The organism is Photobacterium iliopiscarium, from assembly GCF_003026395.1.
Lineage (GTDB): Bacteria > Pseudomonadota > Gammaproteobacteria > Enterobacterales > Vibrionaceae > Photobacterium > Photobacterium iliopiscarium.
On record NZ_PYOO01000002.1, the window covers coordinates 292,571 to 309,630 of the forward strand.

The 17,060-nt window shown below is 41.0% G+C and carries 15 protein-coding genes; 4 read left to right on the plus strand and 11 right to left on the minus strand.

All coding sequences use genetic code 11. The annotated features are described in order from the left end of the window. Positions 1-123: 123 nt before the first annotated feature. Complete coding sequence (znuC, locus tag C9J51_RS04670; protein ID WP_045039284.1) at positions 124-888, plus strand: zinc ABC transporter ATP-binding protein ZnuC; 765 nt, start codon at positions 124-126, stop codon at positions 886-888. Continuing rightward, a complete protein-coding gene (gene znuB, locus C9J51_RS04675; protein ID WP_045037257.1) occupies positions 888-1,673 on the plus strand; it encodes a zinc ABC transporter permease subunit ZnuB in 786 nt (261 codons plus the stop codon). The genes znuC and znuB overlap by 1 nt, the downstream gene beginning before the upstream one ends. A gap of 107 nt (positions 1,674-1,780) precedes the next feature. Here znuB and sucD read toward each other — a convergent pair whose 3' ends face one another. From sucD to sdhC, 8 genes are all read right to left on the minus strand, one after another. Next, positions 1,781-2,653 (minus strand): succinate--CoA ligase subunit alpha, encoded by an 873-nt coding sequence (sucD, locus tag C9J51_RS04680; protein ID WP_045039283.1) that lies wholly within the window; start codon positions 2,651-2,653, stop codon positions 1,781-1,783. Next, entirely contained in the window at positions 2,653-3,819 is a 1,167-nt protein-coding gene (gene sucC / locus C9J51_RS04685; protein ID WP_045039282.1) for an ADP-forming succinate--CoA ligase subunit beta, read from the minus strand. Before sucC ends, sucD begins: the two co-directional genes overlap by 1 nt. Positions 3,820-3,970: 151 nt before the next feature. Next, complete coding sequence (gene odhB / locus C9J51_RS04690; protein WP_045037254.1) at positions 3,971-5,191, minus strand: 2-oxoglutarate dehydrogenase complex dihydrolipoyllysine-residue succinyltransferase; 1,221 nt, start codon at positions 5,189-5,191, stop codon at positions 3,971-3,973. 26 nt (positions 5,192-5,217) lie between these two features. After that, on the minus strand, positions 5,218-8,049 hold the full coding sequence (gene sucA / locus C9J51_RS04695) for a 2-oxoglutarate dehydrogenase E1 component (RefSeq protein WP_107236719.1): 2,832 nt from the start codon (positions 8,047-8,049) through the stop codon (positions 5,218-5,220). 109 nt (positions 8,050-8,158) lie between these two features. Further along, positions 8,159-8,872 (minus strand): succinate dehydrogenase iron-sulfur subunit, encoded by a 714-nt coding sequence (locus C9J51_RS04700; RefSeq protein ID WP_045037252.1) that lies wholly within the window; start codon positions 8,870-8,872, stop codon positions 8,159-8,161. Between the two features lie 15 nt (positions 8,873-8,887). Then, positions 8,888-10,654, minus strand: coding sequence for a succinate dehydrogenase flavoprotein subunit (gene sdhA / locus C9J51_RS04705; protein WP_045039281.1), 1,767 nt, complete (start codon positions 10,652-10,654; stop codon positions 8,888-8,890). Further along, positions 10,654-11,001: a succinate dehydrogenase, hydrophobic membrane anchor protein gene (gene sdhD, locus C9J51_RS04710; RefSeq protein WP_045037250.1), complete on the minus strand. Its 348-nt coding sequence runs from the start codon at positions 10,999-11,001 to the stop codon at positions 10,654-10,656. The genes sdhA and sdhD overlap by 1 nt, the downstream gene beginning before the upstream one ends. Beyond that, positions 10,995-11,405 (minus strand): succinate dehydrogenase cytochrome b556 subunit, encoded by a 411-nt coding sequence (gene sdhC, locus C9J51_RS04715; protein WP_045039280.1) that lies wholly within the window; start codon positions 11,403-11,405, stop codon positions 10,995-10,997. The genes sdhD and sdhC overlap by 7 nt, the downstream gene beginning before the upstream one ends. A gap of 380 nt (positions 11,406-11,785) precedes the next feature. On the opposite strand from sdhC, the gene C9J51_RS04725 reads away from it, so the two are divergent. Next, positions 11,786-13,075 carry a citrate synthase gene (locus C9J51_RS04725; RefSeq protein WP_045037248.1) on the plus strand — a complete coding sequence of 430 codons (1,290 nt, stop codon included), beginning with the start codon at positions 11,786-11,788 and terminating at the stop codon, positions 13,073-13,075. Between the two features lie 175 nt (positions 13,076-13,250). Here C9J51_RS04725 and C9J51_RS04730 read toward each other — a convergent pair whose 3' ends face one another. Together C9J51_RS04730 and C9J51_RS04735 are read right to left on the minus strand one after the other, a co-directional pair. Continuing rightward, complete coding sequence (locus C9J51_RS04730) at positions 13,251-14,009, minus strand: Nif3-like dinuclear metal center hexameric protein (protein WP_045037947.1); 759 nt, start codon at positions 14,007-14,009, stop codon at positions 13,251-13,253. 185 nt (positions 14,010-14,194) lie between these two features. Then, positions 14,195-14,398, minus strand: a complete 204-nt coding sequence (locus C9J51_RS04735) for a DUF2517 family protein (protein WP_082064234.1) — start codon at positions 14,396-14,398, stop codon at positions 14,195-14,197. Between the two features lie 126 nt (positions 14,399-14,524). Between C9J51_RS04735 and C9J51_RS04740 the strand changes: the two genes are divergently transcribed. Continuing rightward, positions 14,525-15,310 carry a DUF1853 family protein gene (locus C9J51_RS04740; protein WP_045039278.1) on the plus strand — a complete coding sequence of 262 codons (786 nt, stop codon included), beginning with the start codon at positions 14,525-14,527 and terminating at the stop codon, positions 15,308-15,310. Between the two features lie 84 nt (positions 15,311-15,394). On the opposite strand, the gene pgm is transcribed toward C9J51_RS04740, so the two are convergent. Further along, the gene (pgm, locus tag C9J51_RS04745; protein ID WP_045037949.1) at positions 15,395-17,041 is read right to left on the minus strand and encodes a phosphoglucomutase (alpha-D-glucose-1,6-bisphosphate-dependent); all 1,647 of its coding nucleotides are present in this window, start codon (positions 17,039-17,041) and stop codon (positions 15,395-15,397) included. Positions 17,042-17,060: the final 19 nt, after the last annotated feature.

Here is a 17,060-nt window from a genome sequence, read left to right on the forward strand (position 1 = left end):
TTACCAGCAAAGACATTTTTCTCAAATGACTATAATCAGCGCGTATTAACAGTAACACATGTAAAACGAAGATGTTATAATATAACATCACATTTTAGCAAACTCTTATTTTAAGCACGCTTTATGACAACATTAGTAGAATTACAATCACTCACAGTGACCTTCTCTGGACGTAATGTTTTAGATAATGTTGCACTCAAATTAGAGCGAGGTGAAATTACAACCCTTATTGGCCCAAATGGCGCAGGCAAATCAACATTAGTTAAAGTGATCACTGGATTACAAAAACCAACATCAGGAAAAGTCATCCGTCAAAAGAGATTACGCATTGGTTATGTTCCGCAAAAACTTCACCTTAACAGTACCTTACCATTATCTGTCGATCGTTTTATGCGCTTAGCCGGACGTTATTCATTAGAACAACGCCAAGAAGCATTAACCATGGTTAACGGTTCACACTTAATAAAAAGTGACATGCACCGCTTATCTGGTGGTGAAATGCAACGGGTTTTATTAGCACGAGCATTACTCCAAAAACCTGATTTATTAGTCTTAGATGAACCCGTTCAAGGGGTTGATGTGACGGGACAATTAGAGCTATATCGCTTAATTCAGCAATTACGTGATTTACTCAATTGTGCAATCTTAATGGTTTCACATGATCTTCATCTGGTCATGGCAAAAACAGATAAAGTGATCTGTTTACAGCATCATATTTGTTGCTCAGGTAGTCCATTTAGCGTAACCAACCACCCTAAATATATTGCATTATTTGGCCGTCAAGCCAGCGATCAATTAGCGTTATACCAACATCAACATAACCACCAACACGGTGATTCAACAACACCATCAACGTGCTGTAATAATCATCAGGATAATAATAAATAATGATTGAGTTTCTACTTCCCGCATTAATTGCCGGTATTGGGATTGCCCTATTAGCCGGCCCTCTGGGATCTTTTGTGGTATGGCGTAAAATGGCTTACTTTGGTGATACGCTGTCGCATGCGTCATTGCTGGGTATTGCTTTAGGCTTTTTATTTAATATCAACTTAAACCTTGCGTTAGTTATTTGCTGTTTAGTGCTTGCGGTTATTTTGGTGACATTACAAAAACAGCGTTATGTCGCAACCGACACATTACTTGGCATACTCGCGCATAGTGCCTTATCGCTTGGCTTGGTCGCAGTAAGCTTTTTAGATAATGTTCGTATTGATTTAATGGCGTATTTGTTTGGTGATTTATTGGCGGTAACCACTAATGATTTAATGTGGATTTATGGTGGTGGCGCTATTGTATTAACACTACTTATTTACCTATGGCGACCACTATTATCAATGACTATCAGCGAAGAAATGGCGCAAGTTGAAGGCGTTAATGTTGATTTAATGCGGTTATTATTAATGTTAATGGTCGGTATGGTGATCGCTGTCGCGATGAAATTTGTGGGGGCGTTAATCATTACCTCATTACTCATTATTCCTGCTGCAACCGCACGTCGGTTTGCTCGCAGCCCAGAAGCAATGGCTGTTATTGCCTCGATTATTGGTTCAATTTCAGTGGTGCTAGGACTGGCAATGTCATGGCACTATGACACGCCAGCAGGCCCTTCAGTCGTCGTCTCTGCGGCAGCATTGTTTATGTTAAGTCAATTTAAACCAACACAACGTTAAACATATTTATTACAAATAAAAAATTGCTAAGAAAAAACCCGCTACATTTAACGATGTGAGCGGGTTTTTCTATGATTCATTATCATTAATTAAGTATCAACGTTCATTTACCACGCAGTCACGTCACGTAATGCTTTACCAATATCAGCCAAGCTTTGAACGGTTTTTACACCCGCAGCTTCAAGGGCTGCAAATTTTTCTTCTGCCGTCCCTTTACCACCTGAAATAATTGCACCAGCATGGCCCATACGTTTACCTTCAGGTGCAGTAACACCTGCAATATATGACACCACAGGCTTAGTGATATGGTTTTTAATATATGCAGCCGCTTCTTCTTCTGCTGTACCACCGATTTCGCCAATCATCACAATCGCCTCTGTCGCTGGATCATTTTCAAACATTTCAAGAATATCAATAAAATTAGAGCCAGGGATCGGATCACCACCAATACCAATACACGTTGATTGGCCAAAGCCTTCATCGGTTGTTTGTTTCACGGCTTCATACGTTAAAGTGCCTGAGCGTGACACAATACCCACTTTACCCGCTTTATGAATGTGACCGGGCATGATCCCAATTTTACACTCATCCGGCGTAATAATACCTGGGCAGTTAGGGCCGATCATACGTACGCCTTTTGCATCTAAACGCACTTTAACATCGAGCATATCTAACGTTGGAATACCTTCAGTGATGGTAACAATCAGTTCAACACCAGCATCAATGGCTTCTAAAATCGCATCTTTACAAAAAGGGGCAGGCACATAAATAACAGTTGCCGTTGCTCCTGTTGCTTTAACTGCATCACGAACAGTATTAAACACAGGTAAACCTAAATGCGTAGTACCGCCTTTACCTGGAGAAACACCCCCCACTAATTGCGTACCATAAGCCAATGCTTGTTCTGAATGAAATGTCCCTTGCCCACCAGTAAAACCTTGGCAAATGACTTTGGTATCTTTATTAATAAGTATCGACATTATTTACCCTCCGCGGCAGCAACAACTTTTTCAGCGGCTTCTGTTAACGAAGTGGCAGCAATAATATTGAGACCACTATCAGCCAATTTTGCAGTGCCAACTTCAGCATTATTCCCTTCAAGACGCACCACAACAGGTACTTTTACGCCCACTTCTGCAATCGCACCAATAATACCATCAGCAATTAAATCACAACGAACAATACCGCCAAAAATATTCACTAAGACAGCTTTAACGTTGTTATCTGAAAGAATAATTTTAAACGCTTCTGTTACGCGTTCTTTAGTTGCACCACCGCCAACATCCAAAAAGTTAGCAGGATGACCACCGTGAAGATTAACAATATCCATTGTACCCATTGCTAAGCCTGCACCATTGACCATACAACCAATATTACCATCAAGGGCAACATAGTTAAGTTCCCATTTCGCCGCGTTAGCTTCTCGCTCATCTTCTTGTGTAGCATCATGCATTTGGCGTAGTTTAGGCTGGCGATATAGTGCATTCGCATCAACATTCACTTTACCATCAAGACAGACTAATGTGCCGGCGTCTGTAATAATTAATGGGTTAACTTCAAGCAGTGCGAGATCACACTCAGCAAACATCTTACCAAGCCCTAAAAATATCGTGGTAAATTGTTTTACTTGATCGCCTTGCAGACCGAGTTTAAAAGCTAATTCACGCCCTTGATAAGGTTGAGGTCCCACTAAAGGATCAATTGCTACTTTATGAATTAAATCAGGTGTTTCTTCAGCTACTTTTTCAATTTCCACACCACCTTCTGTCGATGCCATGAAAACAATACGTTGTGAACTACGGTCAACAACAGCACCTAAATATAATTCAGTGGCAATGCTTGATGCCGCTTCTACCAATACTTTAGTCACGGGCTGACCCACAGCATCCGTTTGGTAAGTCACTAAATTTTTACCTAACCAATATTGAGCAAATTGCTTAATGCCCTCTTTATTGTCATGTAATTCAACACCACCAGCCTTACCTCGACCACCAGCATGAACTTGACATTTTACCACCCATTTTTCACCGCCAATTTTACCTGCTGCCGCCGCCGCTTCTTGTGGGGTATCACAAGCATAGCCATCGGGTATAGGTAAACCATATTCGGCGAATAGTTGTTTTGCTTGATACTCATGCAAATTCATAATGTTCTATCCATTTTTATCCCTTTGGGACTCATTAAATCCATTTGAGATATTCTTTGATACCTCTTCATCATTGCGCAAATTTTACTGTCTTCATGGTTAAAAAACGTTAACCGAATAATGAGCACTTATTCAGTTAACGATGTAATACTTATACGTCGAGTAATAAACGGGTTGGATCTTCAAGTAATTCTTTAATTGTCACTAAATAACCCACAGATTCACGACCATCGACTAAACGATGATCATAAGAAAGCGCAAGGTACATCATTGGCAAAATTTCAACTTGACCATTAACCGCCATCGGACGATCTTGGATTTTATGCATACCTAAAATAGCGGCTTGAGGTGGGTTAATAATTGGCGTTGACATTAACGAACCAAATACCCCGCCGTTAGTAATGGTAAAATTGCCGCCAATAAGATCATCAACCGTTAATTTACCATCACGACCTTTAAGCGCTAAGTCACGAATACCTTTTTCAATCTCAGCCAAACTTAACTTATCACAATCTCGTAACACAGGGGTAACTAAACCACGTGGTGTTGAGACGGCAATGCTAATATCAAAGAAGTTATGATAAACAATGTCATCACCATCAATCGATGCATTCACTTCAGGGTAACGTTTTAATGCTTCAACAACCGCCTTCACATAGAACGACATAAAGCCAAGACGAATACCATGGCGCTGCTCAAACACATCTTTATATTGCTTACGCAGATCCATAATTGGCTTCATATTAACTTCATTAAATGTCGTTAACATGGCTGTACTATTTTTCGCTTCCAGCAAACGTTCAGCAACGCGCTTACGTAATCGTGTCATTGGTACACGCTTTTCACTGCGGTGGGCTAAAGGTAATTCATGCTCAATGTTCGCTTCCACTGTTTTTGGTGTCGCAGTAACAGCTACAATATTTTTTAAATAAGTATCAACATCTTCACGAGTAATACGGCCACCAACACCAGTACCTTTTATTTTTTCAGCAGCCACACCATGTTCGCTTAATAAACGACGCACAGCAGGACTTAATGCTTCTGTGTTTTCTTCATTTAACGATGCTGTATTACGTTTATTTGGTGATGATTCAGCATCAGCAAGCACATCCAATGTTGGCTCACCTGCAACTGCATTAACTTTGATTTTGCCAATCAGTTGCTTGGTTAATACCGTTGTGCCTTCAATTTCAAAAATAGCTTCTAATATGCCATCTTCTGGGGCTGGAACTTCAAGTACAACTTTATCAGTTTCAATATCAACCAAGACCTCATCACGAGTAACAGTGTCACCGGGTTGTTTATGCCATGTGGCTACAGTTGCATCAGCAACAGATTCCGGAAGGTCAGGAACCAGAATTTCGATTGTCATATCGGTATTGTCCTTTTGTTCTCGTTCTAATTATTAGAATGGTCTTGAGATTCAATAGTTAATGCGTCTTCAACTAACGCTTTTTGTTGTTTCAAATGTACTGACATATACCCTACAGCGGGTGATGCTGATGCTGGACGTCCGGCATAACGTAACAGTGATCCGGCAGGTAAAGCAGAATAGAAATTATGTTGACTAGAATACCATGCACCTTGGTTTTGAGGCTCTTCCTGACACCAAACAAAATCCGTCACGTGTTGATAGTCAGCAATAGCCGCTTCAACATCTTCTTTCGGGAAAGGATACAACTGTTCAATCCGCACAATGGCAACATTTGTTTGTTCATTTTTACGGCGCTGTTCTAGTAAATCGTAATACACTTTACCTGAACAAAAGACCACTCGCTGTACATCTTTAGCAGGCAATGCATCGACTTCACCAATAGCAGCTAAGAAAGTACCATTAGCAAGATCATCCAGCGTTGAGGTACATAATGGATGACGTAACAATGACTTAGGTGACATCACAATTAATGGGCGGCGCATCGGACGTACAACTTGGCGTCGAATCATATGATAAACTTGGGCTGGCGTTGACGGCACAACCACTTGCATATTTTGCTCAGCACATAATTGTAAATAACGTTCAAGACGTGCCGATGAATGCTCTGGTCCTTGGCCTTCATAACCATGTGGCAGCAGCATGGTTAAACCACACATACGTCCCCATTTTTGCTCACCTGAACTAATAAATTGGTCTACCACCACTTGCGCACCATTGGCAAAATCACCAAATTGTGCTTCCCAAATGGTTAATCCACTTGGCTCGGCGGTTGCATAACCATATTCAAATGCTAATACCGCTTCTTCAGATAACACTGAGTCAATCACTTCAAACGGCCCTTGACCATTATGAATATGAGTTAACGGAATATAAGTGCTGGCATCTTCTTGATTGTGTAACACCGCGTGACGATGGAAGAACGTACCACGACCAGAATCTTGTCCAGTAATACGTATACGATGACCATCATCGACCAAGGTTGCGTAAGCTAAATTCTCAGCCATACCCCAATCAAACGCTTTTTCACCCGCAATCATGGCTAAACGATCAGTATAAATCTTTTGGACTCGACCTTGTAATTGGTGGCTAGTTGGATACTGACATAAACGAGTACCTAACTCTTGTAAACGCTGCTCGTCAATTTTACTCTTCCAATCAACGGTCCAATCGTGGCCTAAATATGGAGCCCAATCAACCGAGTGCAATTTCATTGGTCGCCATTCTTTAACCACACACTCGCCGCGATCTAATGCATCACGATATTCATTGACTAAACCTGTTGCGATGTCTAATCCAAACGCACCAATTTCAGTTAAATAATCAGCATATAATTTGCGTGGCGTCGGATGTTTTTTGATTTTTTGGTACATCAACGGCTGCGTAGCATTAGGCTCATCAGCTTCGTTATGACCATGACGGCGATAACACACCAAATCAATCACCACATCACGCTTAAATTCGTGGCGATAATCAAACGCCAGTCGCGTTACAAACGCAACCGCTTGTGGATCATCCGCATTGACGTGGAAAATAGGCGCCTGCACCATTTTAGCGATATCAGTACAATATTCGGTTGAACGCGTATCTTGTGGGTTTGATGTCGTGAAACCCACTTGGTTATTGATAACAATACGTACTGTACCGCCAACACTATAACCACGCGCTTGAGACATATTAAAGGTTTCAGCAACAACGCCTTGACCTGCAATAGCTGAATCACCATGAATAGTAATCGGCAACACTTTATCGCCAGTATCATCACCTAAACGATCTTGGCGAGCGCGTACTGAACCAACAACAACTGGGTTTACAATTTCAAGGTGTGATGGATTAAAGGCTAATGCTAAATGTACATCACCACCAGGGGTCGCAAAATCAGCAGAGAAACCTTGATGGTATTTCACATCACCAGTCCCCCAACTATCACCATGCTTACCCGCAAATTCATCAAACAGATCTTGTGGCTTTTTACCTAATACGTTAACTAACATATTTAAGCGTCCACGGTGAGCCATGCCCACAACCACTTCACGCACACCTTGTGATCCCGCATGACGAATCAACTCTTTCATCATTGGAATCATGGCATCGCCACCTTCTAATGAGAACCGTTTTGCCCCAGGGAATTTTGCACCTAAATAGCGCTCAAGACCTTCAGCGGCAGTTAACTCATCAAGAAAACACAATTGTTCATCAGTAGTAAAAGACCCCGTACCCATTACCGATTCAAGTCGTTGTTGAATCCAACGTTTTTCTTCAGTATCAGTAATATGCATATATTCAGCACCAATTGACCCACAATAGGTTTTTTTAAGGGCTGCATATATTTCACTGAGTTTCATGGTCTCTTGACCAATTGCAAACGAACCGACATTAAATGTTTCATTGAAATCATCAGTGGTCAGTGAGTGAAATTCAGGATCAAGATCGGCAACATGATCGCGTTGCCACAAACCAAGAGGATCAAGATTAGCATTCTGATGGCCACGGAAACGGTAAGCATTAATTAACTGTAATACTTTAACTTGCTTTGCATCTACATCAGGATCATTGACCACAGCACTTAAGAAATGGGTTTCTTTTGCTAGTCGTCGAAAATAATCACGTACACGAGAGTGAGGTTGCTCAATAACCGTATCATTAACGACAGGTAAATTTACAAACACTTCCCGCCATTGGGTATCAACTAATTCTGGATCGCTAAGATACAACTCGTAAAGATCTTCTATATAAGTTGCGTTGGCGCCAGCTAAATGTGAAGACTCAAGCCATGCCTTCATAACGCTATTCTGCATTATTTTCCCTTAACTACTGATTTATCGCCATTGGCATCGGTCTAATACCGAGCATTACGGTTAATGGGCAATATATGGTTAACATTGAACCATTAACATATCGATATTTTTAAACTGCTCGTTTAAGCAGCATAGATTTTATGTGTCCAATCGCTTTTGTCGGATTTAATCCCTTCGGACAAACATTTACACAGTTCATTATGCCATGACAACGAAAAACACTAAATGCATCATCAAGTTCTGATAATCGTTGATCAGTCGCGGTATCTCGACTATCAATTAACCATCGATAAGCAGCTAACAAACCCGCAGGACCGATAAACTTATCAGGGTTCCACCAAAATGATGGACACGATGTCGAACAACAAGCGCACATAATACATTCATATAGACCGTCCAATTGAGCGCGATCTTCCGGCGCTTGTAAATTTTCTCTTGCGGGAGGTATTGTCGCATCATCAATTAAAAAAGGCTTTACTTTTGCGTAGTTACTATAGAACTGTTCCATATCAATAATCAAATCACGTATCACAGGTAACCCTGGTAACGGACGAATGACAATCGCACTGGTGTTAATTAACGCTGATAACGGTGTAATACACGCTAAGCCGTTTTTACCGTTCATATTAATACCGTCAGAACCACAAACGCCCTCACGACAAGAGCGACGAAAAGACAAGCTAGCATCTTGTTCTTTAAGTAAAATTAATGCGTCTAGTACCATCATATCTGAGCCATCAGGTACATCAAGCTGATAATCTTGCATATAAGGAACATCATCAGCATCAGGGTTGTAACGGTAAATGGAAAAATTCAGTTTCATCGTGGTGATCTCCCCTTAGTAAACGCGCGCTTTTGGTGGAAACGCCTCACGATGAATCGGTGCCATATTGACATCACGTTTCGTCATCGCTTCTGTTTCTGGATTATAAATCGAATGGCATAACCAATTTGCATCATCACGATCAGGAAAATCAAACCGTGCATGAGCACCACGACTTTCAGTCCGATAATTAGCAGCAATCGCTGTTGCCATTGCAGTTTCCATGAGGTTATCTAATTCTAAACATTCGATACGTTGGGTGTTAAATTCAGTTGAAGTATCATCTAATCGTGCATGCTTTAAACGTTCACGAATAGCTTTAAGCTCTTCCAAGCCTGAGGCCATTGCTTCACCCTCTCTAAATACCGAGAAATTATTTTGCATACACGCTTGCAAATCTTTACGAATTTGAACCGGATCTTCACCTTCTTGAGTTGAGTTCCAACGGTTAAGACGCACTAGAGAAGCTTCAATATCGGCTTCTATTGCAGGTTTGGCTTCGGCTTGCGCTAATAATGTTTGACCTAAGTGCAATCCTGTTGCGCGCCCAAACACAACTAGATCAAGTAATGAATTACCGCCTAACCGATTAGCACCATGCACAGATACGGATGCAATTTCACCACAGGCAAACAAGCCTTGGATTTCTTCATCTGCCCCATCTGCATTTTGTTTTAATGCTTGGCCTGATACTTGGGTTGGTACTCCCCCCATCATGTAATGACAGGTTGGAATAACTGGAATCGGCTCTTTAACCGGATCAATATGGGCAAACGTACGTGATAACTCACAAATACCTGGTAAACGCGATTCAAGTACGTCTTTACCTAAGTGATCAAGTTTTAGCTTCAAGTGAGGACCCCACGGACCATCGCATCCGCGTCCTTCACGAATTTCAACCATCATCGAACGAGCGACAACATCACGACCAGCAAGATCTTTAGCATTTGGTGCATAACGCTCCATAAAGCGTTCGCCGTCTTTGTTAAGTAAATAACCCCCTTCACCACGACAACCTTCAGTCACTAATACGCCAGCACCAGCAATACCCGTCGGGTGAAATTGCCACATTTCCATATCTTGCATGGGTACACCTGCGCGCAATGCCATGCCAACACCATCACCCGTATTAATGTGGGCATTAGTGGTTGATGCATAAATACGTCCTGCACCACCTGTCGCTAAAATTGTCGCTTTGGCTTTGAAGTAACACACTTCACCGGTTTCCATGCACAAAGCGGTACAGCCTAAAATAGCGCCATCTGAATTTTTAACGAAATCAAGCGCATACCACTCAGAAAATATTGTGGTTTTATGCTTAATGTTTTGCTGATAAAGCGTGTGGAGCAATGCATGACCGGTTCGATCTGCGGCGGCGGCAGTACGTGCTGCTTGCTCACCACCAAACTCTTTTGACTGACCACCAAATGGACGCTGATAAATACTGCCATCATCAAACCGAGAAAAAGGTAAGCCCATTTTTTCAAGTTCAATGACAGATTTAGGTCCATTTTCACACATATACTCAATCGCATTCTGATCACCAATATAATCAGAACCTTTCACGGTATCGTACATATGCCATTGCCAATTATCCGGATGTGAATTTCCTAAGGCAACGGTGATCCCTCCTTGTGCCGACACGGTATGAGAACGGGTTGGAAACACTTTTGATAACAAGGCACATTTTAAACCTTGCTCTGATATTTGCAGTGCAGCACGCATCCCTGCACCACCAGCGCCAATAACGACCGCATCAAACTCACGAATAGCAATAGCCACTACACACCCCACACAATGAAGAAACCTGAAAATAGGTAAACAAATAGAATCGCAACAATACCGAATTGAAAACAAACTCTTAATGCCGCTGATTTAATGTAATCAGTCAGTACTTGCCATAAACCAATCCACGCATGAATTAAAATGGAGCCTAACGCTAATAAGGTAAAAACCTTCGTCGTTAATTGACTAAAAAATGCTTGCCATGATGCAAAGGTTATTTCGGGACCAAACGTAAAAAACCCCACTAAATAAAGGGTATATAAGGTAAGAATAATGGCGGTTGCACGAATTAAAATAAAATCATGTACACCGTTACGCCCAACAGAAGAAATACTGGTTACCATACTAATACTCCTGCAAACACCGATAATATTGCCACAATAACAAAGCTCACTTTGGTACTAGCAAGGCCGGTTTCCATTTCTTCAAAATACCCCAGATCCATCAATAAATGACGCACACCAAGTACAATATGATAAAACAGTGCGGTTAATATTCCCCACAACATCAACGTCACCAATCCACTATCTGTAATACTGACAGCAGAAGTAAAACCTTTAGGTGAAGATAATGACAAGTTCAACAACCATAATAGAATAGCGACAGCAACGAACGTAATGACGCCCGATACACGGTGTAGAATTGACGCAATCGCCGTTAGCGGAAAGCGCATAGTTTGTAGGTCAAGGTTGACGGGTCTAGACTTCTTTACTTTCACATTTTGCTCACTCAGCTTTATTAAAAGCATTTTATTTTTATTAAACGCTTTGATTGTTTCTATAGTGAGCCATCAAGAAACAGTTAAAAAATGCTACGTTACCATTAAAAGCAAAGTGTTGAGCAATATAATCGCTTTGTCTTTCAACCGCATTCCTTACGCAGTTTATTAACAACATTTCATCTATATAATAACCAAATATCAACCCCACTATACCCATGGCAACATTCAAAAACAAACTCCGTCACATGACATTACACACAAAGTTCACAAAAAAAGAACAAATATAGAAAAGTTATTAACAAGCGCACATAGATGAATACAAAAATTGACAATTGCCTCATCGAGCGGTACAACAAATATACATCCGTTTCGGATTCAGGATTCTACAAATAACAAAGGAGATTGTTATGGCAGATAAGAAAGCTACTCTTCATATAGAAGGGAAAGCACCTATCGAACTGCCGATTATTGAGGGCTCAGAGGGCCAAGATGTAATCGATGTGCGAAAACTAGGCGCAAGCGGTTTTTTTACATTTGATCCGGGTTTTCTAGCAACAGCCTCATGTGAATCTCAAATTACGTATATTGATGGCGATAAAGGAATTCTGTTACATCGTGGTTTTCCTATCGATCAATTAGCGAATAATGCTGATTACTTAGAAGTTTGTTACGTATTACTTTATGGTGAAGTGCCTACCCGTGCTGAGTATGAAGGATTTCGTACCACAGTTACTCGCCACACCATGGTGCATGAACAAATTGCAAGTTTCTTCCATGGCTTTCGCCGTGATGCTCACCCAATGGCGATTATGTGTGGCGTTGTCGGTGCATTATCAGCGTTTTATCATGATTCATTAGACATCAATAATGATCTTCACCGCGAAATAACCGCATTTAGACTGCTATCAAAAATGCCAACACTGGCAGCGATGTGTCACAAATACACTACGGGCCAACCGTTTATTTATCCTCGTAATGATCTTGATTATGCAGAAAACTTCCTGCATATGATGTTTGCTACGCCATGTGAAGAATATGACGTTAGCCCCGTTGTTTCACGAGCAATGGATAAAATTTTCACTCTTCATGCAGATCACGAACAAAATGCATCAACATCAACCGTTCGTTTAGCCGGCTCTTCAGGTGCGAATCCATTTGCTTGTATTGCAGCAGGTATTGCCTCGCTTTGGGGTCCTGCACACGGTGGCGCAAATGAAGCGTGTCTGAAAATGCTTGAAGAGATTGGTAGTGTCGAAAATATTCCAGAATTTATTGAGCGCGCTAAAGATAAAGATGATCCATTCCGCTTAATGGGCTTTGGACATCGGGTATATAAAAACTATGACCCACGTGCAACCGTGATGCGCGAAGCCTGTCACGAAGTACTTGAAGAACTAAAAATTGATGACCCATTGCTTGATGTAGCCATGGAACTTGAACGTATCGCACTGTCAGATGAATACTTTGTTAGCAAAAAGCTGTACCCGAACGTTGATTTCTATTCAGGTATTATCCTTAAAGCGATTGGTATTCCAGTATCCATGTTTACGGTTATTTTTGCGATGTCACGTGTTATTGGCTGGATTGCGCATTGGAACGAAATGCACAGTGATCCGACGAACCGTATTGGTCGTCCACGTCAGCTTTATACGGGTTATTCACAACGAGAGTTTAAACCTCTCCATGAACGTGAGTAACAGAGGTTCTAGGTTCTAGGTTCTAGGTTCTAGGTTCTAGGTTCTAGGTTCTAGGTTCTAGGTTCTAGGTTCTAGAAAATAAAAAGGTTGAGACTAAAGCTCAACCTTTTTTATGAGATTAATAATAGGGAATTATACAAATTTGAGGACAAACTCCAATCGAGGAGAAGACTTGTTATACTGGATTATTAATATCTATAAATTCAACATCAACATCATATTCTTTCGCTAGCCACTCACCTAACGCCTTGACCCCATAACGCTCTGTCGCATGATGCCCTGCTGCAAAATAATGAATGCCAAGTTCACGTGCAATATGGGTTGTACGCTCTGATACTTCGCCAGAAATAAACGCATCACAACCTTGCTCTACCGCAAGTTCAATATAATCTTGACCACCACCAGTACACCAACCGACTTTTTTGATTAAAGCGGGTGCATTATCACCGATATGTAGTGGTTCACGTTGCAATGCCATCGCAATACGCGCTGCAAACTCTTCCCCTGTTAATGGCGTATCAAGTTCACCATAAATAGCAATTGAACGAGGGTTATTAATTTCTAATCCACCACTAATATCTAACCCAAGACGCTGCGCTAACTGAACGTTATTACCCACCTGTTGATGTACATCGAGGGGTAGATGATAGGCGTAAAGATTAATTCCATTTTCAATCAATGCCTTAATACGACGGTATTTCATACCTCGAATTTCAGCGGACTCTCCTTTCCAGAAAAAACCATGGTGAACGAGAATAGCATCAGCATGTTCTGCAATGGCACGATCAATCAACGCCTGACAAGCAGTAACACCAGTAATGACTTTAGTGATTTCAGGCTTACCTTCTATCTGTAACCCATTAGGACAATAATCTTTTATCAAGTGTGGTGATAAAAAATCATTCAATAAAGCTTCTAATTTAAGGTTATTCATTGCTCATCCTTTTTAAATAACGTTATGTTATTGCATCAACAATAGCTTATTCAAAAAGTATCAGCCTTTAGGGACAATCTCAATCAACAAAATCAACTACTCGTGGCGACTATTGAATTTTAAAGACAAAAAAAGCCACCATCGGCAGCTTTTTCAACAATAAATAGTCATACTGAATACATTAATTAACAGCGAGGCGTACCATGTTCAAGTCGTGACAACCATAAGGGTTTAGTGCTTGTCTGTGACCAACAGCGGTACATATAACTAGTAAGCCACGTCCGTTTATTAATAGGAATAAAAAGCAGCACAGGTAAACATACAAGCCCTAACAAAACCGTATAAATACGACGCGAGATAATATTCGTCATTGAAAACTGGGTATACATTGCTAGCTCCTGCCTTTATAAACCTGTTGGTACTTTAATCCAATAAATGAAAGAATACTACAGAAACTCGGTCAATGATTAGTCAATAACAACAAAGAAAACGTTTACCTTAAGGAATATGTCAATATGTTACAGAATCATGATTTTTATCATCAAACAACCGCTGACTTTCATATGTTATTGACGATGCCTAATCTTGTGACCACCTGTGATTACGCGATAAGTAACCAATGGCTACAGCAATTTTCTAAACGGGCAGTTATTCCGACAGCGGTGAGTTACCATGGCAACACCCGTTTGGGGTTCTATTATCAATGGTTATGGCAGCAATTAATCATTCATCATCCCGATTACAGCCTGATTGGCGAAGAAATTCAATTACAGTGGCAACATCAAACCGTCGGGGCCATTGATTTTTTAGTTCATAACCATTGCAGTGATGAAATTGAACATTGGGAAGTGGCTATCAAATTTTATTTATGCCTCCAGCATCAATGGCCAGGCCCAAACGCTAGTGATAATTTAGATAAAAAAACAAATAGAATGCGGGATCATCAGCTCCAATTAACCGCGCATCCAGCCTTTGAACACCTCAAATATTCGATCCCAACCCAACGTCGGTTAATCATGCAAGGGCGTTTATTTGATGCGTGGCCAGAGACTCAGTCAGGCTCACCTATGGTAATAAACCCCACCAGCCTCAAAGGGCATTGGTGCTATTGTTCACAAGCATCAGCACTGACGCTACGCGCATTAGAAAAGCGTCAATGGATAACACCGCCCCTCTTTTCGCAATTAACTACAACACTTGATATTGCTAACGTTACTGTTCCTACTCAAGCTGTCGATAGTAATGACAACGTGTGGTTTATTGTGCCAAATCATTGGCCTCGGCATAATCGCGAGCTATAAAAAAACGCCCTAATACTCTTCCAATAAAAAAGAGAGTAATTAGGGCGTTTTTTCGAATGTATTATCCGTTATGACGCTAAGTTATTATAAACCAGCATCACTGAAGACTTTACTTACGATATCTTGTGCTTCTTTTTCGATAAGGGCTAGATGCTCTTTACCTTTAAAGCTTTCACAATAAATTTTGTAGATATCTTCTGTACCTGATGGACGAGCTGCAAACCAACCATTTTCAGTGGTTACTTTCAAGCCGCCAATCGCTGCACCATTACCTGGAGCATGTGTTAGTCGAGCAAGAATAGGTTCGCCTGCCAATGTTTTAGCCGCAACCATTTCTGGAGATAACTTGCTTAACACCGCTTTTTGTTCTTTATTAGCAACAGCTTGTAGACGTGCATATTCTGAACTACCAAATTTAGCAGCAAGTTCATCATAGTATTGTTGTGGGTTCTTACCTGTTACCGCTGTAATTTCTGCAGCAAGTAGACATAAAAGAATACCGTCTTTGTCTGTTGACCAAGGCGTACCATCTTTACGTAAGAAAGAAGCTCCCGCACTTTCTTCACCACCAAAGCCCAAAGTACCGTTGTATAAGCCATCAACAAACCATTTAAAGCCCACTGGCACTTCAACAAGTTCGCGACCTAACGCGGCAACAACACGGTCAATGATCGCACTTGATACTAATGTTTTACCTACAGCAACTTGCTCACTCCAACCACTACGGTGGCGGAATAAATAATCGATACATACAGCAAGATAATGATTCGGATTCATCAAACCAGCCGGTGTAACGATACCATGGCGGTCATAATCAGGGTCATTACCAAACGCTAAATCGTAATTATCTTTATAAGCAAGTAAACCTGCCATTGCGTAAGGTGATGAGCAGTCCATACGTATAGCACCGTCTTTGTCTAATGACATAAAACGGAACGATGGATCGATAGATTCATTAACTAAAGTTAGGTCTAATGCATAGTATTGAGCAATCTGACGCCAGTACTCAATACCTGAACCACCAAGAGGATCAACACCTAGCTTTAAGTTTGCTTTTTGAATTGCGTCAATATCGATAACATTTACTAAATCAGCAACATATGGTGCAACTAAATCTTGCTCTACAACAAGATCAGAAGCAAAAGCGTCAGCGATAGATACACGCTTTACGTCAACCATGCCATTAGCAATAATATCATTCGCACGTTGCTCAATAGCGGTAGTTAACTCACTTTCAGCTGGACCACCGTGAACAGGGTTATACTTAATACCGCCATCTTGTGGTGGATTGTGCGATGGAGTAATGACAATGCCATCAGCTTTATCTGCATGTGCTTTATTGTGGCAAAGTATTGCATGTGAAATTCCAGGAGTCGGTGTGTAACCTAATCCTTCTTGAATCACAACTTTAACGTTATTCGCAACTAACACTTCTAATGTTGAAGTGAATGCAGGCTCAGATAAAGCATGGGTATCCTTACCTAAAAATAGCGGTCCAGTTAACCCATTCGTTAGACGAACTTCAGCAATTGCTTGAGCAATAGCCCAAATGTGATGCTGGTTAAAAGTACCTTTATCAGCAGTACCACGATGTCCTGACGTACCAAATGCTACTTTTTGTAACGGATCAGTAATGTTTGGCTCAATCAGAAAATAGTTAGCAACAAGTGCTGGAATGTTATGCATATCTTCTTGCTGAGCGCGTTGACCCGCACGAGGATGGATTGCCATTGTCTTATCCTTGTAAAAA